Source organism: Fructilactobacillus ixorae, assembly GCF_024029915.1.
In the GTDB taxonomy this organism is placed as follows: domain Bacteria; phylum Bacillota; class Bacilli; order Lactobacillales; family Lactobacillaceae; genus Fructilactobacillus; species Fructilactobacillus ixorae.
Map to the genome: position 1 here is coordinate 720405 of NZ_CP097478.1, position 22619 is coordinate 743023.

Here is a 22619-nt window from a genome sequence, read left to right on the forward strand (position 1 = left end):
GTATGACACAAATCCGTTTTTTTTATTATTAAGCACTGTTACTGGTGGAGCGCGTTGCGACGCAATTGTTCAACTAACTGGGGATCGGGAGTAACGTAGACCGTTTTTTGCCCCGTATAATGAACGAGTCCCGGTTTGCCCCCGTTGGGCTTTTTAACCCGTTTGACAGGCGCATAGTCAACCGGAACGTTCGCGGAATCACGTGCTTTGGAAAAGTAGGCGGCTAGGTTGGCTGCTTCTAAAATGGTTTGGTCGCTAGGGTTAAAACTGCGAATAATCACATGGGAACCGTGGATCTTTTGGGTATGCAACCAGGTTTCCCGTTTATCTGCAGTTTTTAACGTAAGTTGATCATTTTGTAAGTTATTTTTTCCCACCAAAATGACGGTTCCATCGGAAGCAACGAAGCGTTCCGGTTGGCTCACAGGCACCTTTTTGGGTCGCTTGTTGGTCTGACGTTTTAAGTAACCGGCCTGTTGAAGTTCCGTTTTAATGTCTGCCAGATTTTCGGGACTGGCCAACTCAATTTGACTTTCAATTGCTTCAAAATAATCGAGTTCTGCTTGGGTCCGGTGCATTTGTTCAGTAATGTATTGGCCAGCATTCTTTTTCTTCTGAAACTGTTTAAAGTACCACTGGGCATTTGCAACGGGGGAAAGCTCTGGTTTCAGGTTAATTTGGAGGGGCCGGTTATTATCATAGAAATTCGGCAGTTCGATGCTGGTCATCCCCGGGTGAACTTGTTGCAGATAGGTCATAAGGACCTCACCCTTAATCCGATACTGATCGGCATTGGTTGCTTCCATAGCATCCTGCGCTAGCCGTTTAAGTTTTTTCCGATTCTTTTTTAACTCCGTTCGGGTGACTTGAATTAATTGGGCTCCTTGTTCGCGAACTCGTTCACGCTGGACCTTCGTTTGAAAAAAATGATCCAACAGCACGCTTAAAGAAGGGAAATGCTGGTCTGTTTCTAGGGGTGGGTAGGGGAAGGGGGCAAACCCTAATGTTCCCTGGTCCGAGAGGGTGGTGACCGGATCCGGGGTTGCAAACCGCTTCCAAAAACCAGTGTAGTTAGTGGCCAACGAGTTACCTGCTTGGTGGAGTGCTTCAGCTAGTGCTAATGAAGTATCCGAACCCAGTCCTTGTAGGGTTTTGCGCAGTTCTGTTGCTAGACTTTCCACGTTCGGAAAATCATGCTCTAATTGTTCAATGATGCTAAAATCGTGAAGTTGAAACGGATTGAGCAGGTCCTGGTGGGGTGGATTTACGTATTTAGAACCAGGGAGCAGGGTCCGATATCGATTTTTATCGGGACCGACGCGCTTGATGGCATCAATGATGTTACGATCGTGAGCTTCCACCAAAATGATGTTACTGTGGCGGGCCATAATTTCGACAACGACCACTAATTCTTCCAAGTCACCAATTTCATTACGCGTATTGATGTGCAGGTGGACCACTCGGTCATTATCAACCTGATGAATCTCCTTGATGAAACTACCTTGTAAGTGTTTGCGTAACGTCATGGTAAAATTGTTCGGAACTTTCGGATTCTGAAAGGGAACTTCCGTGATTTGAATTCGCGCGTACGTAGGATTGGCCGAGAACAGAACTTGTTGATTCTGTTGCTGGGCGCGGACCGTCATGATGATTTCATGTGGGTATGGTTCACTAATCTTAGTAATCCGGCCGCCCGTTAGTTTAGTTTGTAATTCGTTAACCATGGCATGGGTAAAGGAACCATCAAATGACATAACTTGTCTCCTTTGCAATTTAACGTTATTTTAAGTATAACTGATAACTTAGGGAACGAACAGCAAACAGCAGGAAGAAAAATCGCAATCTTGTATCAGGCAATTAATGCTATAATGGTTAGCGGAGGATCTGATGATGAAAAATAGTTTAAGCGCATTACGTGACGTTAGTAAGCTTCACCAACATAATTTACAAGTAATTACAAAAGCTTATAATGTAACTATTTCTGAATGGCAACTGTTAATGGCCATTCAGCAGACCGTTGATACTCAAGAAAAGTTAGCGCAAGCCCTAAAGCTTGATACATCAACGCTTTCGCGCCAATTAAAACGGTTACTAACCAAGGAAATGCTGGCTAAGCGGGCAGTCGGTCAGGATCGGCGTCAACTGGTTTACAGTCTCACAGACGCTGGGCAAACAGCTTTAACGCAAGTTAATCAGGATTATGACCAGTTCCAACAACGAATTTTTGCGCAGTGGACCGCAGACGAATCCCAGCTACTCAAAATTCTCTTGAATCGATTAGAAACTAGTATGAAAAGATTAGATAAACGGGGTGCATAGATTGAAAACCGCAATTGTGACGGATAGTACGTGCTATTTGTCTCAAACAGACATTCAAAAATATAACATTCAGATTATTCCGTTAGAAATTATTTTTGGAACTGATGAATACTTAGAAAACGTAACGATTACCAGTCAGGAATTCTATCCGAAATTAGCCGCCATGGCTGAGTTACCAACCACGTCGCAGCCAGCTACCGGTCAACTAATTGACCTATACAATCGGTTGGCGGACGCTGGTTATGAAAATGTGATTACCATCACGCTAGCAGGTACCATTTCGGGCTTCTATAACCAAATTTGTAACTTAGCGCAGCAAATCACCCGCCTTCGAATTATTCCCTTTGACTCCCAAATTACATTGGGCCTAATGGGCGATTTAGCAATTTACGCCGCCAAACTGGCTGCTGCCGACACTGATCCCGATGAGATTGTCGCTAGATTAAAGGAGCAACGGGCTACCATTGATGAATTATTCGTAGTCGACGACTTACAAAATCTCGTTAAAGGTGGTCGTTTGTCAAACGCGTCTTCATTTATTGGCGGTTTATTAAACATTAAGCCAATTTTAACGTTTGACAACCAGACCGACGAAATCGTGGCTTTTGATAAAACCCGGACGACGAAACGGGCGTTAAAACGAGTGGAAAAATTATTTAGTGAACGCCAACCAACTTTGAATTATCCGTTAAAAGCCTTTGTTTTTGATGCAAATGCCACGCAAGCTAGTCAGCAGTGGTTAGAGCAGCTGGAACGTAAATTTCCAACGGTGCACTTTGTAATGGCTGAGATTGGTCCGGTGATTGGCACCCACTTAGGGGCTGGAACGTTGGCTTTAGGTTGGGAACGTGACATTACTAAACTTTAAACCGTTTGGAGGACGAATTTAAAATTCGTCCTTTTTATTCGGTCATTTTAGGAATTAGTTTGGGGGATAGTATCGTAACCAGCTCACTGGGCCTTAATTGCTATTTTAGTTTACATAATATATATTATACGAAGTAAGCATTTAAATAAGCAATCCAACTAATTTTAAGCCGCTCTCAGCTGTTTTAAGTTGTAAGCAATGAATTCATTTCACCAGTACGTGAAACGGCCCTTTTTTTCGTTTTAATTACCGCAGGCATCCATTCTTAATTTTGTCGGCCTAGTTAAACCACTTTTATGCGCTCTGTACTGAATCAATAGCCCTTTGTTTTTAGTTGTAAATTCATGCTGGCTTGTTGCTACGATTAACTTTCAAATCGTCGGCCTATTTTTAATGTCTTGAAATAGTCCGATGGCTACTTTCATGAGGTCCGTAACTTTTTGGCTATGGACATCATTGCTAGTAATTCAATTTTATCTCAATCATGCTTCTGAAATTCGTGAATATTCAGCTCACGACTAACTCTGATTGAATCAGATTTAGCTTATTTCATTTTTTATGTTAACTAATTTCAGTTTTGTTTATTACCTTTTCTCTAGTATTACGTATATAACTAAATAATTACCCGTCTGTAGTACCCTTATGCATTCATTTCCCTTATGCATTCATTTATTGTAGTTTTATCACTGTAGGAGCTTTAATTAGAGCAGTAGCCATGGTTAGTCTATTAACCATGGCTACTTTTTGGTTGCTTTTCAAAAACTTTAAAATAAATAACCACTACTTAAAAAAAGTACTGGCTACCTGTTTTAATCTAAAATAATTCCGGACTAATCAAAATGGGCTTCTCGATTATTTACGCAAGGTCTTTGCTTAACAAGCGCTGGATCCAGTATAACGCCGGTAGTCCACTTCCAAAACTAACCACTACTAACAGTCCCAGGCTTGCCCACCAGTCGCTGCTCCCTTTTCCCACTTTGAAATTGCTTGGCGTGAGACAAACAACCGCTCCGCTAACTGCACTTGAGATAATTGTTGTCGTTGCCGTAACCGTACGATCTGTGTTCCCAATGAATTATTTTGCATGCTCACGTTCCTTTCTCCCGATGATTAATTTCTAACGGTTCTCAGTATAGCGAAGACACGGACAAATAATAGTGGTTTTCGTGCTCTCGTTGACTGACAAGCTCGCAACCGATGGTTGCATCGCCGCTAGTACAGGTTCTGCGCCCCGCTGCTAGGATGCTCAGCGAGGGTTAAATTAGGCCTACTAGCGAATTAGTCCCGTCTGCAAATAAGTTTCTACCACAAAAAAATCCAAGTTCCCGTGATTGGGGTAACTTGGACTGTTAAAGATTAACTAAATAACAATTGCATAAAAGCAGTGCGGACCTGCTTAAGCTGAGTTAATTCTCTTTCAAATTCACTTAAAAACTGGTCGTATTGCTCTAACATGTCCCCGATTTTAGCTTGTTCTGCAGTGGTTTCAGGGATAACCAGCTTAATGTTGGCAGTCTCTCGAGCTGAAATTTCTGTAAAGGTAATCCCAGAGGCAAGTTTATTGGCCATTCTCGCAATGTAATCGTGCATTGAATACAAAAAATAAGGATTAATCTGGTTACTGGGAATTAATGATTGAAATCCTTGATTTGTGGTCGCTGGATAACTTAGAATTCCCATTTTCCCAATCCCAGCCCGCGACGTCATTAAAATCGTGTCCTTCGGAAGCAAAACCGCCCGGCTATTCTCCAAGCCAGCCCGCGTGATGGTTTTTAAACTATGGTGGAGATAACCCTGATTTTGGACCTCCGTTGGGGTAAACCAATCAATTTTACCATTCCAAAATTGTGCTTCGGTTATCCGGGGCGTTCCCCCACTTTTAATTGTGGCAACTTCACTTAATTTTTTCGTTACCCAGTTATGCGAAAAAGCGGTAAAACGCAGCGACGGCGTCGTTGGAGTTTCGGGAAACAGGCGTTGCAATAATTGGCGTTTCAACGTTTGAATCTTTTGGTATTTACGTTGACGATTAACAATCAGTGAATCAAGCGTTTCAAAGAGGTCCCCCAGTTTCTCCTGTTCGGCAAATTGAGGTACCTTTAGCATAATTTTGTTTAGTTCGTGATTGGTTAGTTTTAGCCGATCAGAACCAGTTAGATACGGATTAATGTTAATGGTTTTTAAGCGTTTGCCGAGAAATAAATAATTGGAAAGGCCTGGTTTAGCCGTTAAAACGTGAGAATGATTGTTCACCCAGGCTTTGCCAGTGATGGTGTTAACGGGATAGTCACGCACACTGTTTGCGCCATCCTCAGCAATTAAAATTAGGTTGCCGGTATGCGTCGCACCCGCGACATAATCTTGGATTCCATTCGCCCCATAGTACGGAGTTGAACCAGCAATTCGTTTATTTTTAGTGACCGGGACGCGATTGCTATCCAAATTAACGGTCATGTCGGCTAATTTTTGTTCCTGCCATGCATCAGTAAAATTCTTAAACCGAATTCTAGGTTTATCTTGCTTTTCTATCATTATTTAAATACATCTTTCAATAAATCAAGCGTTTCTTGAGCTTCTGCATCCGTTCCAACTAATTCTCCCAGAAGGTGGTTCATGCGCTTGGTTAGTTGCCGCTGTTCTTCATCCAACTGGTGAATGTCACGGGATAGTTGTTTGACATCAATTGGCGGGGTCTCTTCCAACGAATCGACGTACCGTGGGATGTTTAAGTTGTAGTCATTGTTAATGATTTCTTCCATTGAGGCCACGTGGGCATACTTAGCCACATCCATCCGGTTCAGATAGGTGCTGACAATTTTTTCGATGTCTTGTTGCCGGAGCTTATTGTTGTTCTTAACCTTTTCAAATCCCTGAGAGGCATCAATGAAAAGCACGTCGTCTGCTTGCCGTTGCTTTTCTAAAACTAAAATCACCGTTGGAATGCTGGTGTTGGTAAAAATCTTTTTGGGTAACCCAATTACCGCACTGATGTTATGATCTTTTAAAAGGTTTTTGCGAATTTGGTATTCGGCCCCACCCCGAAACAAAACCCCGTGTGACAAGACAATTACCATCCGTCCGTCTGGTTTCAAATGATACAGGCAATGCAATAAAAAGGCGTAGTCGGCCTTTGATTTAGGCGCAATGCCTTGTTTGAAGCGGGGGTCGTGTTCCCGATTGGTATTATCCCATCGTAACGAATACGGTGGATTAGCGGTGACCGCATCAAAAAGCCGGGGGGAATCAATCCCGTCAACCATCCCATCTGGCCAATCATCAGTTAAGGTATCTGCATTCCGTATGACAATGTTTTGATATGCAATACCGTGCATCAATAAGTTCATTCTTGCCAAATTATATGTAGTGGTAATTAATTCTTGACCATAATATTTAATGGAACTTTTTTTCTCCGCATTATTCATGTGAGAAGCAGTCGTTAACAACAGTGATCCCGATCCAATTGCAGGATCATACAGGCTATAGTTACTTAATTCTTCTCTGCCAGCGGTAAGAATTTGGGCCGTAATTTCCGAAACCTGGTGGGGGGTGTAAAATTCACCGGATTTAGTTCCTGAATTAATGGAAAACATCCCGATTAGATATTCATACAAATCACCTAAGACGTCCGATTCTTCGTCCAACTCAATCTGCCCCATTAAATCGATCATATTAATGGTAGTTTGGGTGCGCGCTTGTTGGTTATTCCCAAGCCGGCTGGAATTTAAATCAATGTCTGCAAAGATGCCCGCGAGCGCCGTCTGTGCTTGCGGAGCAATGTGTTGGTCAAATCTTTCCAAAGCATCCGCGAGCTGGGTTAGGGTAAATTCTCGTCGTTTAATTGCATCCTGCCAATCTGTAAATAAATCTCCGGGTTGAATCACGTAGCCCAACTCGGTTTGCATGCGGGCCAGTTGCTCAGTCTGATCGTCGCTGTCATGAAAATGAGTTTGCCACCAAGTTTGCGCTTTACTGGATAAATACTTATAAAACATGATCCCGAATACATAATTTTTATATTCTGCCGGTTCAATTTTTCCCCTGGTTTTATTTAGGGTGTTCCAAACAAGGGCCTTTTTATGTGCATCTAATGCCATGGTTAAACTCCATTTCATTATATATTTAAAGATAAAACTAAACTTCATGTTAAGTTAGAATTGGTCTTTGTGTCAACGCTGGAATTAAAAATGACCGTTCAAAGCATTCGTACTTATAAACCGGTTCCTAGCAGTCTAAAGTTGGAGCCGGTTTGCGAGTTCATTTTCTAACCGTCACTAGAATCCAGTTAAGCAATTTTAGAAAGCCCCCTCACTTTCATCCTCAATGAAGCCTTTCGGAATATATCGGCGGTTGGACAGTTTCAACAACAAAAAACTTCTAACTGATTAATCAGTTAGAAGTTTTTCCACATTAATCTACGCTAATCCTCGTTCGCTAACGTCGCCTGGGCCTGCTTAATTTGAGTTTTAATCGCTTTAAACCCGGTTCCTCCAAGCGAATTTCTCCGTTCTATGGCAACTTCTGGTTGCAAAACGTGGTACACATCCGCCGTGATTAATGGCGACGCGGCTTGCAATTCAGTAAGATCCATGTCCTGTAAGTTGCGGTGTTCCTGGAGGCCCTTAAAGACGAGCTGCCCCACAATTGCATGTGCTTCTCGAAACGGAACCCCCTGATTGGCAAGGTAATCAGCTAATTCCGTTGCATTCGAATAATCATTTTTGGTACTGGCTTCCATTTGCGCTTGATTAATTTTCATGGTCTGCAGCATTCCAGTATAAATTTTCAGGGTCGGCAAAATTGTTTTAACGGTGTCAAAGACGCCTTCCTTATCTTCTTGGAGATCCTTATTATAGGCTAACGGTAACCCCTTCATGGTGGTCAGCAGGCCCATGAGGTGCCCATAAATTCGCCCCGTTTTTCCCCGAATTAATTCGACCATATCCGGGTTTTTCTTTTGGGGCATGATGGAACTTCCTGTGGTATATGAATCACTTAATTCCACAAACTTAAATTCCTGGCTGACCCAGAGACTTAATTCTTCACTTAACCGGGAGAGGTGCATCATTAAGATTGCACTATTACTTAAAAATTCGAGGGCAAAGTCCCGGTCTGAAACAGCATCAAGAGAATTCGTGTACAGTTTCTGAAAGCCAAGTTCGTCCGCCGTAAATTCTCGGTCAATTGGAAAGGTCGTGCCTGCCAAAGCAGCGGCACCCAAGGGTAATAAATCCGTGTGTTGTTGGTTAAATTCAAACCGTTCGTAGTCCCTTTGTAGCATGTTGAAGTACGCTAAAAATGACTGGGCTAACGAAATTGGTTGTGCATGTTGTAAGTGGGTATAACCGGGCATGACGGTCGTCACGTTTTCCTCCGCCAGCTTCACTAAAACAGCCTGGAAGTGTCGAATTTGCGCTAAAACCTTGGGTAACCGGCGCTTTACGTATAAATGAAAGTCCGTTGCAACTTGATCATTTCGGGATCGAGCCGTGTGGAGCTTGCCGGCGACTGGTCCAATTTTCTTAGTTAATAACGCTTCCAGGTTCATATGAATGTCTTCGTTAGCGGTTGAAAATTGGAGCTTGCCCGCGGCTAAATCCGTTTGTAGCGCTTCTAGTCCCGTCGTAATGGCGTGGACTTCATCTGCAGTTAAAATCCCCGTGTGCCCGAGCATCTTGACGTGCGCTAACGACCCGATGAGATCCTCTTCAGCCATCAGTTGATCAAAATGAATGGAAGCTCCAAAGTCGGAGCCGAGTTGATCCAGTTCTGCTTGAAACCGACCACCCCATAACTTTTTACTCATGATGTTCCTCCCGGTGAGCTACTTGGGCAGCAACTTCGGTTGGTAAGCCCCAGAGTTTAATAAAGCCCTTGGCTGCTTCTTGATCAAAGGAATCGGCAGCTGTGTAAGTTGCGAGGTCCTGATCGTACAAACTCCATTGTGATTGCCGCCCCAAAATTGTGATATTCCCCTTCCACAAGCTCAACCGTACTTCACCAGTTACAACTTGTTGACTGCTGGTCAAAAAGGCTCGAAGCGCCTGCATCAGTGGAGAGAACCATAATCCGTTATAAATTAATTCGCTTAATTGTTGTTCAACGGTGAGCTTATAGTGGGCTAAGTCCCGTTCCAAGGTCAGATTTTCTAAGGCTTGGTGAGCTTTAATTAACACCATTGCAGCCGGGGCTTCATAAATTTCACGCGACTTAATCCCCACCAGCCGGTTTTCAATGTGGTCAATCCGACCAACCCCATTCGTTCCGGAAATCTGATTTAACTGCTCGATTAACGGAGCAAATGCGAGCGCTTCCCCATTAATGGCTACTGGTTTTCCCTGCTGAAAACTGATTACTAACTCGGTCGGTTCGTCCGGGGCTTCAGCAATTGAATTGGTTAGCGCAAAGGCGTCTGCAGGGGCACTCACCCAGGGATCCTCCAGCACCCCCGCTTCGTTGGCCCGGCCCCAGATGTTGGCATCGATCGAGTATGGTGAATCCAGGTCGATTGGAATCGCAATGCCGTGGTCCTTTGCGTATGCAATTTCTTCTTCACGAGACCAGTGCCAGTCCCGCACCGGACTGAGCACTTCCAGCTCCGGAGCTAGGGCGTGAATGGCAACCTCAAACCGAACCTGATCATTCCCCTTCCCGGTGCACCCGTGTGCAATCGCACTGGCTCCAGTTTGGTGCGCAATTTCGACCAATTTTTGCACAATCAGGGGCCGTGATAGGGCCGATACTAGGGGATAAACGCCTTCGTATAGGGTGTTTCCCTGTAAAGCAACCGCTAAATAGCGGTCGGCAAACTCCTGCTTAGCATCAATAACGTACGCGGAAACGGCCCCGGTTTGGAGTGCCTTGGCCTTTAAAGCGGTGGCATCTTTTTCCTCACCCACGTTTACACAGGTAGCAACCACGTCATAGCCCTGGTCAGTCAACCAGGCAATGGCCACCGAGGTATCTAATCCGCCAGAATATGCTAATACTACTTTTGGTTTTGTCATTTTTAAGTCCTCCTTAGTCTACGATAATTTTATTAATAAACGCTTGGGTTCGTTCCGCTTGCGGATGTTCAAACAATGCTTGGGGCGGGTTCTTTTCCAAAAGATAACCGCCATCCATAAACCAGACTTCATCGGCGACGCGCTTGGCAAAGCCCATCTCATGGGTTACCACAATCATCGTCATGTCTTCGTCAGCTAATTCCTGCATCACTTGCAAAACTTCTCCAACCATTTCTGGATCTAACGCACTCGTCGGTTCATCGAACAGCATCACTTCCGGATTCATGGATAACGCCCGGGCAATTGCGACCCGTTGTTGCTGCCCCCCGGATAAACTAGCCGGATAAGCGTTAGCCTTTTCGGCGAGCCCGACTCTAGTTAGATACTTCATCCCAACTTGCTTGGCATCTGCTGCACTGAGATGCTTCACCCGCATGGGAGCGAGGGTTAAATTGTCGAGCACGGTCAAATTGGGAAACAGGTTGAAATTTTGAAAGACCATTCCAATTGACTCGCCGAGCTTGGCCAGTGCTTGTTGATTGGCCTTGGTTAAATCTGAACCTGCAAACCACACCGCGCCAGCCGTTGGTTGCTCCAGTTGATTAATGCACCGCAACAAGGTACTTTTTCCTGAACCAGAGGGACCGATGATGCAAATCACCTCTCCCTTTTGTACCGTACCGTTAATGTCCTTTAAGACCTCATTTTTACCAAATTGCTTTTGGACATGGTCAATTGTAATTAATGCGTTAGTCATGCTTCATCTTCCCTTCCCAGTGGTTTAAGAGTCTTGTAAGTGTAAAGGTAATTAAGAAGTAAATCGCCATTACCACAACGATTGGGGCAACCCCCCGATACGTATCCGCCCGGACTACGTTTAATTCATAAACGAGATCGGTAACCCCAATGATGGAAACAATCGAGCTTTCCTTAATGACGGAAATAAATTCATTACCAAGGGCCGGCCAAATGTTTTTAAATGCTTGCGGTAACACCACGAACCGCAGGGCATCTGATTTAGATAGTCCAAGGCTCTTCGCAGCTTCTTTCTGCCCGAGAGCAACCGAGTTAATTCCTCCTCTAATGATTTCACTAACGTAGGCAGCGCTATTCAGCGTGACAGCAATTATTCCGGCGGGTAAAGCGGGAATGTTGATGAGCATCCCTAACCCAAAGTAAACCAGTAGAACTTGCACCATCATGGGCGTTCCCCGTACCACTTCGACGTAACTAAGCGCCGGCCAGCTTAACCATTTAAGGTTACTCAACCGCATGAGTGCGAGTAAGACCCCAAGCATGATACCTCCGGCGACCGCACACACGGAAATTAAGAGGGTGTACTTTAAGCCATCAAAGAAGTATTTCCAGTAGTGCCACATCGAGGTGTTTGCGGTGTTAACCTGCATGTACTTTGCCGAGGTTTTTAAATACTGTGGCATCAAGTGGTGGTGTTGAATCCGATCCATCGACTGGTTCACGGCTGTCTGTAAGGAGGTTGCCCCCTTCGGCATGGCAACCGCAAAGCCTGTTTCCTTTTTATTCAATTTGTAATTAGCGGGAATCATTTTTAAGTCCGGATCATTTTCAACGTATGCTTGGGCCACCGGCTTTTCTACTCCAACCGCATCAACCTTATGGGTCTTCACGGCTAACACCAGGTCCGTGGTCTTATCCATGCTGACCAGTTTACTTTTAGTTAAATCCTTTTTGGCGAGGGTTTGTTGCATGGAACCAGTTTGGGTTCCCACCTTTTGCCCGGCTAAACTATGTTGATGCTTAAGTTTATGCTCGTCCGTCTTATTAATCAGGAAACTCTGGCCCCCGTAGTAATAAATTTTGGAAAAGTCGGCATTTTGCGCCCGCTCTGGCGTTGGATTAATACCTCCTAAGGCCAGGTCAACCTTTCCCGTTTGAACCGCCACTAAGACCGACGAAAAGTCCATGTTTTTTAATTCGAGCTTAACGTGCAAATCTTTCGCAATTTGCTTGGCGACTTCGATATCCATCCCCACGTCTTTGGAACGACCGTGTTCATTGACCTGAAACGCAAACGGCGGATAATCTGGGGCCACCGCCACCTTTAAGACGCCCTGCTGTTTTACCTTTTGTAGTGAGTCATCGGCGTGCACATTTTTCTGGATGAACGTACTTCCGAGAAAAAAGGTGACGACGACTAAGCTCCATTTAAGCCACTGTTTCTGCATCATTTGTTCCTCCCTGCTGGTTGATTTAAGTATGCTTCATTTTCTTTTCCCAATAATTTAGTACCCGTGTGAGGGTAACGGTCTGGATGAAGTAAATCACCATTACGACCACAATCGGAGCCACTTTCCGGTAGGTATCGGCCCGGACCACGTTTAGTTCCTAAACTAGATCAGGAACCCCGATAATTGACACGATTGAACTTTCCTTGATGACCGAGATAAATTCGTTACCAAGCGCTGGCCAACTGTTTTTAAAGGCCTGAGTAAGCTAACAAAGCGAAGGGCCTCGGCTTTCGTTAGTCCTAAACTTCGGGTGGTCTCTCTTTGCCCCTTTGCCACCGAATTAATTCCACCCCGGATGATTTCACTAACGTAGGCCGCACTGTTCAGGGTCACGGCAATGATCCCAGCGGGTAACGCAGTAATATTGATGAAGCCTCCCTTCTCCTTCACTCGTTGTAGCGAGTCGTCCGCGTACACGGAGCGGACCCAGATGCTAGCCCCGACAAGCACCAGCATTCCCACTAAGAACCATCTACGCCACTGTTTCTGCATCACCATTCCTCCAATTTCTAAACTTTACATTACGCCAACAAAAAAGGCGCCCCTTAGTCAATTAACTTGACTAAAGGACGCCTTGTACGCGGTACCACCTTTATTATGCTGACTAACCCGTCAACATCTCTCCCAATCCAGCTTCGAATCGTTGGCTCGATAATGGGAGCACCCAGTATGGTTTGTAATCGCATACAGCAATTAGGTGACGTTCAGCTAAGCGGTTCCGTGATGTTTTGCACCAACCAACATCTCACTGAGGTGGTTCAACTTAGCTTACTACTTCCTAACTAACGCTTTGTTTTTATAATTTTTATTTATGATAGCATGGATTAAAAATAATGCAACCCTTTTTGGGATTTTAATTCGGATTTTTATCGATTTGGGACGTTTGATTGAACTTAATGTTAATTATTTAGTGCCAGCCACGGATTTGAAGGCCGCACTTAAGTACATGATGTCTTCATCAAGTTGAACCTTGCCAAAGACCCGTTGCTCAATTTTACCATGCGCGGTCACGTTAATCTCGGTGAATCCCAGCTTGTGATCCAATTGTTTAATCTCCACCGGCGTGAAAAATGACTTCCAGGGACACCCGATTTTAGCAACCAGGTCTAGTTGCCGACGGGCTTTTTCGTGACGGGGTGGATTAAAGACCGCGCTACTCATGTAATCAACTAATAAGCCAACTAGGTTAAGCTGCTGGTTTAAAAAACTGAGGTCATGAACCACTGCCTCTGGTGACAGGTAAAAGGTCCCTCCTTCCCACAGCACTAGGGTTGGTTTCGTGAGCGAGAATCCCTGCGCTTGTAACCTAGTTAAAAACTGCTGGTCCATTCCGTTTTCGAGATCACACGCCACCAACTTCGTCTGGGTGTGGACCCCCGTTGCCTGATAAATGTTTTGAATGTCAGCAACCGCTAGATCACAGCCATACACCGCCTTATTTTTTAAGCATGGGAGCGTGTCGGGTTTGGTATCGAGTCCGACTCCCAGAATTAAAAGCTGCTCATAGAGATCCTGCTTTTGCTCCAAAAAATGGCTAAAGTACCGGTGCCTTACGACTACATTGCGACTCAAAAATTGATCGTAACCGGCGTCACAATCTTCTTGAAATTGCGTGGGATTTTCAAACTTTGCAATCAACTTTGTGGACTGTGGATCATGCAACTGCTGACTTTTGACACACGGAATGCTCAACATCGTTAAATTTAACCCTTTGGTACTTAACATTATCATCGCCTCATTTTTAAATTCTAAGTCCGCTTTCAGTATAGTTCTTGGTTACCAACGATTCAAATCTAAAAACCAAAGTAACAAAAAAGGATTGCTCCTAGAGCAATCCTTTGTAACCTAACTATTTAGACCAGTGTTCTTTAATAAATTGTTCTCGGCCACCCATTTCTTCAATTTGAGCCCGCAGTGGATTCTTTTTGTAGAAATCCTGGTGGTAATCTTCGGCAGGATAAAATGGTTGAGCTGGTTCAATTTTAGTCACAATTGGAGCATCAAATTGGCCAGACTCTTCCAATGCTTTTTTCGAAGCTTCCGCAACCTTCCGTTGTTCCGGACTATTCACGAAAATCACCGGCCGGTAACTGTCACCACGATCTTGAAATTGGCCCATGGCATCGGTAGGATCCGTTTGCCGCCAGTAAATCTCAACCAGCTCTTTGTATGAAATCACACTTGGATCAAAGGTGATTTTAACGGCTTCCGTGTGTCCCGTTGTGTGACTGCAAACCTGTTCATAGGTTGGGTTCGGAACGTGTCCGCCTGTGTATCCTGATACTACTGAAATAATCCCGGGAGTTTCTTCAAACGGACGTACCATGCACCAGAAACACCCACCGGCAAAAATTGCCGTATCTTCTTTTTTCATGCGTTTGGACCTCCATTTTCGTCAACTTGTTGCTTGTATTCTCCGTATCCAGCAGCATCCATTTCGTCATAAGGAATGAACTTGAGGGAAGCTGAGTTAATGCAGTACCGGAGTCCCCCCTTGTCCGCTGGCCCATCTGGGAACACGTGTCCGAGGTGTGAACCAGCATCAGAACTTTTAACTTCTTCACGAATCATCCCAAAGGAAGTATCCGTTTTACTCTTGATGTTTTCCTTTTTGATGGGCTTAGTGAAGGCTGGCCACCCACAACCAGAGTCATACTTATCTGCGGAACTAAACAATGGTTCACCACTGACGATGTCCACGTAGATCCCTTTTTTGAAGAACTGGTCATACTTACCAGTAAAGGCGGGTTCTGTAGCTGCTTCTTGGGTAACCGCATATTCTTCTGGGGTTAACTTCTGTTTCAATTCATCTTTATTCATTACAAATTCCTCCTTGTTTATTACTGTTCTTTATTCTAATGATATGAAATTTAAATGCAAATATATTGCTCACAACTAAAAATTAGTCAGTCCTGATGAGTGGGACTGACTAATTTTTAGGTTTATTTAGTTGGTTGTAATTGTTCCGTAAGTGGTGGGACAACTTGCTTCTTCCGCGAAACTACGCCCGGAAGTTGCATAACATCGTTTTCATCAAACTGATTGCCAAACGCCGCTGCAACCACGTCCTGAGGTTCTCCTACGCCGATTAATTCTGAATTGCTAGTTAACACGTTCGTTACTAACACTAAGAACAAATCATAGTTTTCTGCGTCAGCTTCCGTTTTCATCGCCGTTTTGATTTCCGTAAGGCGAGCATTGACATCTGCTAGATCAACCACATTGATTTGGTCAATCCGGACATTCTTGCCACCCAAAACAAAGGATTTAGCGTCGCTATCAATCAGTTCCTGGGCTGATTTGGCTGCGACGTTTGTTCCCGCTTTGAGCATTTGGATCCCGTAGTCTTCGTAGTTATCGACGTCGGCAATCTCTGCCAGAGCTTGTAAGGCATCCCGATCAACATCCGTCGTCGTCGGTGATTTTAACAATAAGGTATCCGAAATAATGGCTGACATCATCAAGCCGGCAATTTCCTTTGGAATCGTAACCCCTTCTTCAGAGTACATTTGGGTGATGATGGTGGAACAACAACCATAAGGAGCAGCCCGGTAATAGAGGGGTTGCGCGGTATTAAAGCCACTAATCCGGTGATGATCAACCACGTGCGTGACCTTTAACTCGGCAATGTCAGCAATACTTTGTTGGGGCTCATTGTGGTCAACCAACATTACCTGATCAGTTTCGGGTTGGGCATGATTAACCACCCGTGGAGCTTGAACGCCAAAGTAGTCTAAGACAAATTGGGTTTCCGGGTTCACCGGTCCAAGTGCCACAGCTTCTGTTTCATAGCCATCTTGTTTTTCGAGGTACGCCAACGCAATTGCAGCTGCAATTGCATCTGTATCTGGATTTTGGTGACCAAAAACTAATTCCTTTGTCATGAAAAAATCTCCTTTACTTCATTTAATACCTTTACTTTACCATATTTTGTAGTTTCAAGCTGAAGTTACTCTGCTGCCGGAGGATTCAACAACAGATGTTCCAACTGCACGGGTGTTCCCGTTGTTTTAACGTTAACCTGGTTGGAACCATTCGAAGTCCGAGGTGCACTATGATAATCAGCCAAGAGAATCTCCTCTGCCTGACGGGTGTTCGTATAAACCCGCAGGACCGTTTCTTCTGGATTGATCCGAAGGAAACTAGCTAATTTGTTGGGCTTCGTCTTTAAATCCCGTAAAACTTTGATGCCCTTGCGGGACCGAGCAGTTAATGGAATTTCTGCAACGGCCATTTTTTTGAAGTTTCCGTTTTGAAACACCATCGCCACTTGATCAGTTTCATCCACTAGTTGCATGTTGATAACCCGATCGAGCTCTGCGAGCTTAATCGCCTGGACTCCCACCGTCCGGGGACCGTTAACTGCTACTTCCGTAATGGCGTAGCGCACCCCAAGGCCCTGTTCGGTCATAATCAAGACGTGTCGGTAATCATCAGCTTTTCGGTAGGTTACGTTTACAACTTCGTCCAGCTCATCCTTAAGGTTAACGTACGTCATCGCCCGACTCCGGTACGTCCGACTGGGCTGTAACTTCCTAACTTCCACCTGCTTAATGTGTCCCGCCCGGGTTGCAATCACAAAGTGACCGGGCTGTTCTAATGAATTAAAAGCCTGGACCTGAATTACTTTTTCCGTGGAAGTTAACCCCGTTAACTGAGAAATGTGTTCTCCAGTATCTTTCCACTTGGCCTCCATGATTTCATGAACCGGGCGGTAGATCCAGTTTCCCCCGTCGGTAAAAATGTAGATGGAAGCCCGCGTGCTTAACTGTTGAATAAAGACGGGATGATCTGCTTCTTTGAGACCGTTGTCAGTTAATTCCGTGGCATTATAGGAACGCAAACTCGTGCGCTTCAGGTAGCCATCCTTGGAAACCATGACCATCACCTGTTCGTCCGGAACGGTTACCTGCTTGCTGATGTTCAAACTTTCAATTTCTGATTGGATTGTCGAGCGGCGTGGCGTTTGATATTCCTGAGCAATTGCCAATAACTCCTGCTTTAGCACCCGATCCAATTCCTGCGGATTCGCCAGAATAGTTTGAAATTCTGCAATTTTGGCTGCCAAATCAGCATTTTCGCATTTCAACTTGGTCACGTCGGTATTCGTCAACCGGTAAAGTTGTAACGCGACAATCGCATCCGCCTGTTTGATTGTAAAAGCATAAGTTGCCACTAAGTTATCCCGCGCTGCCTTGCGGTTCTCACTGGCGCGAATCGTTTTAATGACCTGGTCTAAAATCGACAGGGCCTTAATTAAACCTAAAACAATGTGTTGGCGCGCTTGAGCCTTTTGCAGGTCAAACTGGGTTCGGTTAGTCAACACTTCTCGCTGATAAGCCAAGTAGGTCGTTAAAATCGTCTTTAGCGACAACCGTTCCGGCCGCATGTCCTTAATGGCCACCATGTTAAAGTTATAGGAAATCTGTAAATCTGTATTTTTATACAAATAATTCAAGATCCCCCGCTGGTCCGCGTTCCGCTTTAATTCCAGTGAAATTAGGAGTCCGGAACGGTCCGAATCATCCCGCACCTCAGCAATTCCCTCGATTTTTTTATTCAAGCGAATCTCATCAATTTGTTTAACCAGTTGGGCCTTATTAACCTCATACGGAATCTCCGTAATTTGGACTAACTGCTTACCCCCACGCATTTCAATGACCGTACTCCGTGACCGGATGACAATGCGACCATGGCCCGTTGCATAGGCCTGCTTAATTCCGTCCAAGCCTTGAATAATTCCGCCGGTTGGGAAATCTGGTCCTTGGATAAACTGCATCAGTTGGTCCAGGGTCGCGGTCGGATGAGCTTGCAAATAAATTAAAGCGTCAATTACTTCACTTAAATTGTGCGGGGGAATCTCCGTTGCGTATCCCGCGGAAATCCCGGTTGCTCCGTTTACCAATAAGTTTGGAATCCGGGCCGGTAAGACGGTCGGTTCTGATTCAGTGTCATCAAAGTTCAACACCCAGTCCACGGTCTCTTTATCGATATCGCGAAGCATTTCACCCGCAATTTTACTCAACCGCGCCTCCGTATACCGCATGGCTGCCGGTGGATCTCCGTCCATTGATCCGTTATTCCCATGCATGTCAATCAACGGGGCCCGGAGTTTCCAAGCTTGACTCATCCGGACCATTGCATCGTAGATCGAACTATCCCCGTGGGGATGAAAGTTCCCCATGACGTTCCCAACTGATTTGGCCGACTTTCGAAACCCCTTATCGTATGTATTCCCGTCCTTATTCATCGAATACAAAATCCGACGTTGCACGGGCTTTAACCCATCACGAACATCGGGCAGGGCTCGTTCTTGGATGATGGCTTTGGAGTACCGGCTGAAGCGTTCGTCCATCACGGCAGCTAAGGACAGGTTCTTAATTTCTGCGTGTTTTGCCACTGGCTTTCCTCCTACTCTAGCGTCTTATCTAAGATACTACCCTCGTCTTCAAGGGTAAACTGTACGTTATTTTCAATCCAATTGCGCCGGGGTTCCACCTTGGTTCCCATGAGCGTCGAAACCTGTTTTTCGGCAAGCGCCGCATCGTCAATCTCAACCCGAATCAAGGTGCGGTGCTCAGGATCCATCGTGGTTTCCCAAAGTTGGTCAGCATTCATTTCCCCTAGTCCTTTAAACCGTTGCAACGTCATTCCCTGGGGAAAATCCGGTCGCTGCCGTTCCAACTCCTCATTTGTCCAGGCGTATTCTACCTTTTGGTGCTCCCCCTTGCCAGACTGCAATTTATACAGGGGTGGTAAGGCCACGTAAACCCGACCGGCTTCAATCATTGGCCGCATATACTTATAGAAGAACGTGAGCAGGAGAATTTGAATGTGGGCGCCATCATCATCGGCATCCGTCATGATGATAATCTTATCGTAGTTGGCATCGGCGAGGGAAAAATCCGGTCCCATTCCGGCACCAACAGTATACATAATCGTACTAATTTCTTCGTTTTTCAAAATATCAGTTACACTGGCTTTTTCGGTATTTAAGACCTTCCCCCGTAACGGGAGAATGGCCTGGTGTTTGCGATCGCGGCCTTGTTTAGCTGAACCCCCAGCGGAATCCCCTTCGACCAGGAAGAGTTCGTTTTTACTGGCATCTTTCGACTGCGCCGGCGTTAACTTTCCTGAGAGAAGCCGTTCACTCTTCTTCTTTTTCTTCCCCTTGCGACTTTCATCCCGGGCTTTTTTAGCAGCCTCACGGGCTTTACGGGCCCGGAGTGCTTTTTGAATTAACGTATTGGCAAAATCGCCGTTTTCCATTAGGAAGTACAGTAACTGTTCCGCAATTACACTATCAACGATTGAGCGGGCAGCCGGGGTCCCTAATTTACCCTTAGTTTGGCCTTCAAACTGCAGTTCTGCTTCGGGAACGCGGAGAGAAATGACGGCGGTTAGTCCCTCCCGAACGTCGCTCCCGTCTAGGTTTTTATCCTTATCCTTTAACAACGAAACCTTGCGCGCGTATTCGTTCATAGCCTTGGTCCAACCACTCCGAAATCCAGCTTCATGGGTTCCCCCATCGTTCGTGCGGACGTTATTAACAAAGGAAATCATGGTTTCCGTATACCCATCGTTATACTGAACGGCGACCTCTACTTCGATGCCATCCTTGCTGGCATCAAAGTCCATAACCGGACCAAGCGTACTCTTACTTTCATTTAAATACGTCACAAACTCTTTAATGCCTTCGTCAAATTGGTAAATTTCTTGCCGTTCCTGGCCATCCCGCTGATCGGTTAGGGTAATTTTCACGCCTTTCAGTAAAAAGGCTGCTTCTCGCAGGCGCGTAGCTAAGGTATCAAAGTTATAGACTACCGTCGTAAAAATGGTCGGATCAGGCTGAAAGGTAATCGTGGTACCGTTGGGTTCCTTGGTTTTGCCCAGCTTGGTTAGCGTCCCGACCGGATTACCACCATCTGCAAACTCTTCCTGGTACAACGTGTGATCACGGACAATGCGGACCGTCAAACTGGTTGAAAGGGCGTTAACAACGCTAGACCCCACCCCGTGTAGTCCACCGGAGGTTTTATAACCACCCTGACCAAATTTCCCCCCGGCGTGTAGGACCGTTAAGATTACTTCTGGAGTTGGTTTACCAGAAGCATGCATGTCAACTGGCATTCCCCGTCCATAGTCTTGTACGGTAATACTATTATCCGCGTTAATTGTGACATTAATCGCATCTCCGTAACCGGCAATGGCCTCATCAACCGCGTTGTCAACAATTTCATAAACCAAGTGATGAAGACCCCGACTATCAGTGGAGCCGATGTACATCCCCGGGCGCTTGCGGACGGCTTCCAATCCATGTAAAACTTGGATGGAATCCGCATCATAAGTTTGGTTGTCCTTCTTATTCGTCATCGTCAATTACTCCTTTTTTCCATATTAATCATAACCGATTTAATACCAATTGCAACTAGGTGCTTTAGCAGAAGCGCTGCCGACCTGTTTTATTTTGAAAATAAATGCTAAAATAACGAATGTTAGTTTTTACAAAGTAGGAGGAAAAATGGTTAAGATTGTACTTCTTTTAATATTTGCCTATCTGCTTGGGTCCATTCCCAACGGCATTTGGATTGGAAAACTCTTTTTTCACGTTGACATTCGACGGCATGGCTCCAAAAATATCGGGGCCACGAATACCTTACGCGTCTTAGGTCCAGTGGCCGGCACAATTGTCATGCTTTTAGACATTGGCAAGGGCTGGCTTGCCACCTGGTTACCAATGCAACTAGGCATCCACTCCTGGTACCCACTCATCTTTGGAATTATGGCCGTCCTTGGTCATACCTTTTCCATTTTCGATCACTTTCGGGGAGGCAAAGCGGTTGCCACCAGTGCGGGAATGTTGATGGCCTACAACTTCAGTTTCTTTCTCTTGGCCGCTGCCACCGCCTTCACCTGTGTCTTTATCACCAGCATGATGAGCCTGGGCAGTATCCTAGGCTTTATCATCATCTTCTTGGTTTCCTTTACGACGAACGATATCGCACTGCAAGTCGTTGCGGGTGTGTTGACCATCTTTACTTTATACCGGCATCGCAATAATATCAAAAAAATTTGGAATGGAACCGAAAACATTCTCCCCTTTGGGCTTTACTACTGGTACCGCAAATATCGGAGTACCCACCATCCGCATTAATTACAGACTAAAAAGGACTTTTCTAATCAACGTTGCTTTTAGACAACGAACGTGATTACAAAGGTCCTTTTTTAGTTAGAAAAATTTCAGTTGGTATTCAAACGTTTTTTTTGCCCCCGCGGCTAACGTCCGCATCCCGGGCTTGGTTTCTAAGTCCCCGGTGACCGTTTCAGAATCGGCAATCCCCCACCACGGTTCTAAACAAACAAAGTTAGAAACAGTGGGATATGTCGACCAAATCCCAAAATAATCGTTTAATTCCCCGGTCACGGATACCCCCCATGTTTGATCCGCGGCTTGGAGCGTTAGCTCCGTTTTAGGGTTTAGTCGAACGTCAATGATTTTAGCGTCTCCCTGAAACAGGGCATGAGTCACCGCCACCGGCTTTTCAAATTCCGTGGTTTCGTGTTCCGCCGTGGTTAATCCGTCTGTCCCTAATTGAATTTCGCGATATGGTTCCGCCGGAGTAACGGTTAAAGTTGCGGGCTGCTTAGCAGTGGTTAATGGAACTTGAAAGCCCGGATGAGCGCCAATTGCAAAGCGCAGTTGCTCGTCAGCTGCACTTGTATTCATTACCGTCAGCTGCACTTCAACTCGCTCGTGTCGTAAGGTGTAACTCACAAACAAGGAGAAGTTAAACGGGTACATTTGTAACGTTTCATCATTTGCTTCCAGCAAGAAAACCGCTTGGTCTGGAACCTGACTAACCACTTGAAAGGGTTGGTCGCGGGCAAAACCATGCTGGGGCATATGGTGAGTTTGTCCTTGATAGCGGTACTGGTCCTGGTTTAACTTCCCAACGATTGGAAATAAAATGGGAGCGTGGCGCTTCCAGTGCTTCGGATCGGCGTTCCACATGTATTCATGTCCAGCGCGAGTAACCGACACGAGCTCGGCACCGAGCTCATTAATCTTGATCGTCAATTGGTCATTTTGTAATACAACAGTCATGATTATCGCTCCCGTGTCATTAATTGGTTCACTTGTGACCAAGTCGTTCCCATTTT

General features: G+C 45.3%; 18 protein-coding genes, 1 pseudogene and 1 other annotated feature. Of the genes and pseudogenes, 3 read left to right on the forward strand and 16 right to left on the reverse strand.

All coding sequences use genetic code 11. The annotated features are described in order from the left end of the window. Positions 1–38: 38 nt before the first annotated feature. Positions 39–1754, reverse strand: coding sequence for an Rqc2 family fibronectin-binding protein (locus tag M8332_RS03535; protein ID WP_252779462.1), 1716 nt, complete (start codon positions 1752–1754; stop codon positions 39–41). Positions 1755–1890: 136 nt separating this feature from the next. Between M8332_RS03535 and M8332_RS03540 the strand changes: the two genes are divergently transcribed. Both M8332_RS03540 and M8332_RS03545 read left to right on the forward strand, forming a co-directional pair. After that, the gene (locus M8332_RS03540) at positions 1891–2319 is read left to right on the forward strand and encodes a MarR family winged helix-turn-helix transcriptional regulator (RefSeq protein ID WP_252780797.1); all 429 of its coding nucleotides are present in this window, start codon (positions 1891–1893) and stop codon (positions 2317–2319) included. A gap of 1 nt (position 2320) precedes the next feature. Continuing rightward, positions 2321–3187, forward strand: coding sequence for a DegV family protein (locus tag M8332_RS03545; protein WP_252779464.1), 867 nt, complete (start codon positions 2321–2323; stop codon positions 3185–3187). A 930-nt stretch (positions 3188–4117) separates the two neighbouring features. On the opposite strand, the gene M8332_RS03550 is transcribed toward M8332_RS03545, so the two are convergent. From M8332_RS03550 to parE, 14 genes and pseudogenes are all read right to left on the reverse strand, one after another. Beyond that, positions 4118–4273 (reverse strand): helix-turn-helix transcriptional regulator, encoded by a 156-nt coding sequence (locus M8332_RS03550; protein WP_252779465.1) that lies wholly within the window; start codon positions 4271–4273, stop codon positions 4118–4120. Between the two features lie 270 nt (positions 4274–4543). Next, the gene (locus M8332_RS03555) at positions 4544–5719 is read right to left on the reverse strand and encodes a restriction endonuclease subunit S (RefSeq protein WP_252779466.1); all 1176 of its coding nucleotides are present in this window, start codon (positions 5717–5719) and stop codon (positions 4544–4546) included. Further along, a complete protein-coding gene (locus M8332_RS03560) occupies positions 5719–7281 on the reverse strand; it encodes a type I restriction-modification system subunit M (RefSeq protein ID WP_252779467.1) in 1563 nt (520 codons plus the stop codon). Before M8332_RS03560 ends, M8332_RS03555 begins: the two co-directional genes overlap by 1 nt. Before the next feature lie 323 nt (positions 7282–7604). Next, entirely contained in the window at positions 7605–8993 is a 1389-nt protein-coding gene (gene argH, locus M8332_RS03565) for an argininosuccinate lyase (protein WP_252780798.1), read from the reverse strand. Beyond that, positions 8983–10191 carry an argininosuccinate synthase gene (locus tag M8332_RS03570; RefSeq protein ID WP_252779468.1) on the reverse strand — a complete coding sequence of 403 codons (1209 nt, stop codon included), beginning with the start codon at positions 10189–10191 and terminating at the stop codon, positions 8983–8985. The genes argH and M8332_RS03570 overlap by 11 nt, the downstream gene beginning before the upstream one ends. A 13-nt stretch (positions 10192–10204) precedes the next feature. Next, complete coding sequence (locus M8332_RS03575; RefSeq protein ID WP_252779469.1) at positions 10205–10948, reverse strand: amino acid ABC transporter ATP-binding protein; 744 nt, start codon at positions 10946–10948, stop codon at positions 10205–10207. Next, positions 10941–12398, reverse strand: coding sequence for an ABC transporter substrate-binding protein/permease (locus tag M8332_RS03580; RefSeq protein WP_252779470.1), 1458 nt, complete (start codon positions 12396–12398; stop codon positions 10941–10943). The genes M8332_RS03575 and M8332_RS03580 overlap by 8 nt, the downstream gene beginning before the upstream one ends. Before the next feature lie 22 nt (positions 12399–12420). Then, positions 12421–12836, reverse strand: a pseudogene (locus tag M8332_RS03585) (amino acid ABC transporter permease); the annotation flags it as partial. A 184-nt stretch (positions 12837–13020) separates the two neighbouring features. After that, positions 13021–13253: a binding site (T-box leader), on the reverse strand. 108 nt (positions 13254–13361) lie between these two features. Then, complete coding sequence (locus M8332_RS03590; RefSeq protein ID WP_252779471.1) at positions 13362–14183, reverse strand: class I SAM-dependent methyltransferase; 822 nt, start codon at positions 14181–14183, stop codon at positions 13362–13364. Positions 14184–14307: 124 nt separating this feature from the next. Further along, a complete protein-coding gene (msrA, locus tag M8332_RS03595; RefSeq protein WP_252779472.1) occupies positions 14308–14832 on the reverse strand; it encodes a peptide-methionine (S)-S-oxide reductase MsrA in 525 nt (174 codons plus the stop codon). After that, positions 14829–15278, reverse strand: a complete 450-nt coding sequence (gene msrB, locus M8332_RS03600; protein ID WP_252779474.1) for a peptide-methionine (R)-S-oxide reductase MsrB — start codon at positions 15276–15278, stop codon at positions 14829–14831. The genes msrA and msrB overlap by 4 nt, the downstream gene beginning before the upstream one ends. A 122-nt stretch (positions 15279–15400) precedes the next feature. Beyond that, entirely contained in the window at positions 15401–16342 is a 942-nt protein-coding gene (locus tag M8332_RS03605) for a manganese-dependent inorganic pyrophosphatase (protein ID WP_252779475.1), read from the reverse strand. 65 nt (positions 16343–16407) lie between these two features. Further along, positions 16408–18858, reverse strand: a complete 2451-nt coding sequence (gene parC, locus M8332_RS03610) for a DNA topoisomerase IV subunit A (RefSeq protein ID WP_252779477.1) — start codon at positions 18856–18858, stop codon at positions 16408–16410. Between the two features lie 11 nt (positions 18859–18869). Beyond that, positions 18870–20831, reverse strand: a complete 1962-nt coding sequence (gene parE, locus M8332_RS03615) for a DNA topoisomerase IV subunit B (protein ID WP_252779478.1) — start codon at positions 20829–20831, stop codon at positions 18870–18872. Between the two features lie 148 nt (positions 20832–20979). Between parE and plsY the strand changes: the two genes are divergently transcribed. After that, on the forward strand, positions 20980–21612 hold the full coding sequence (plsY, locus tag M8332_RS03620; protein WP_252779480.1) for a glycerol-3-phosphate 1-O-acyltransferase PlsY: 633 nt from the start codon (positions 20980–20982) through the stop codon (positions 21610–21612). Between the two features lie 75 nt (positions 21613–21687). Here plsY and M8332_RS03625 read toward each other — a convergent pair whose 3' ends face one another. After that, positions 21688–22563, reverse strand: coding sequence for an aldose 1-epimerase family protein (locus tag M8332_RS03625; protein WP_252779481.1), 876 nt, complete (start codon positions 22561–22563; stop codon positions 21688–21690). Positions 22564–22619: the final 56 nt, after the last annotated feature.

Bases quoted from the DNA above. Each gene is read 5' to 3' on its own strand.
- M8332_RS03535 (WP_252779462.1), bottom strand. From the start codon at position 1,754: ATGTCATTTGATGGTTCCTTTACCCATGCCATGGTTAACGAATTACAA.
- M8332_RS03540 (WP_252780797.1), top strand. From the start codon at position 1,891: ATGAAAAATAGTTTAAGCGCATTACGTGACGTTAGTAAGCTTCACCAA.
- M8332_RS03550 (WP_252779465.1), bottom strand. From the start codon at position 4,273: ATGCAAAATAATTCATTGGGAACACAGATCGTACGGTTACGGCAACGA.
- M8332_RS03555 (WP_252779466.1), bottom strand. From the start codon at position 5,719: ATGATAGAAAAGCAAGATAAACCTAGAATTCGGTTTAAGAATTTTACT.
- M8332_RS03560 (WP_252779467.1), bottom strand. From the start codon at position 7,281: ATGGCATTAGATGCACATAAAAAGGCCCTTGTTTGGAACACCCTAAAT.
- M8332_RS03570 (WP_252779468.1), bottom strand. From the start codon at position 10,191: ATGACAAAACCAAAAGTAGTATTAGCATATTCTGGCGGATTAGATACC.
- M8332_RS03575 (WP_252779469.1), bottom strand. From the start codon at position 10,948: ATGACTAACGCATTAATTACAATTGACCATGTCCAAAAGCAATTTGGT.
- M8332_RS03580 (WP_252779470.1), bottom strand. From the start codon at position 12,398: ATGATGCAGAAACAGTGGCTTAAATGGAGCTTAGTCGTCGTCACCTTT.
- M8332_RS03590 (WP_252779471.1), bottom strand. From the start codon at position 14,183: ATGTTAAGTACCAAAGGGTTAAATTTAACGATGTTGAGCATTCCGTGT.
- msrA (WP_252779472.1), bottom strand. From the start codon at position 14,832: ATGAAAAAAGAAGATACGGCAATTTTTGCCGGTGGGTGTTTCTGGTGC.
- msrB (WP_252779474.1), bottom strand. From the start codon at position 15,278: ATGAATAAAGATGAATTGAAACAGAAGTTAACCCCAGAAGAATATGCG.
- M8332_RS03605 (WP_252779475.1), bottom strand. From the start codon at position 16,342: ATGACAAAGGAATTAGTTTTTGGTCACCAAAATCCAGATACAGATGCA.
- parE (WP_252779478.1), bottom strand. From the start codon at position 20,831: ATGACGAATAAGAAGGACAACCAAACTTATGATGCGGATTCCATCCAA.
- plsY (WP_252779480.1), top strand. From the start codon at position 20,980: ATGGTTAAGATTGTACTTCTTTTAATATTTGCCTATCTGCTTGGGTCC.
- M8332_RS03625 (WP_252779481.1), bottom strand. From the start codon at position 22,563: ATGACTGTTGTATTACAAAATGACCAATTGACGATCAAGATTAATGAG.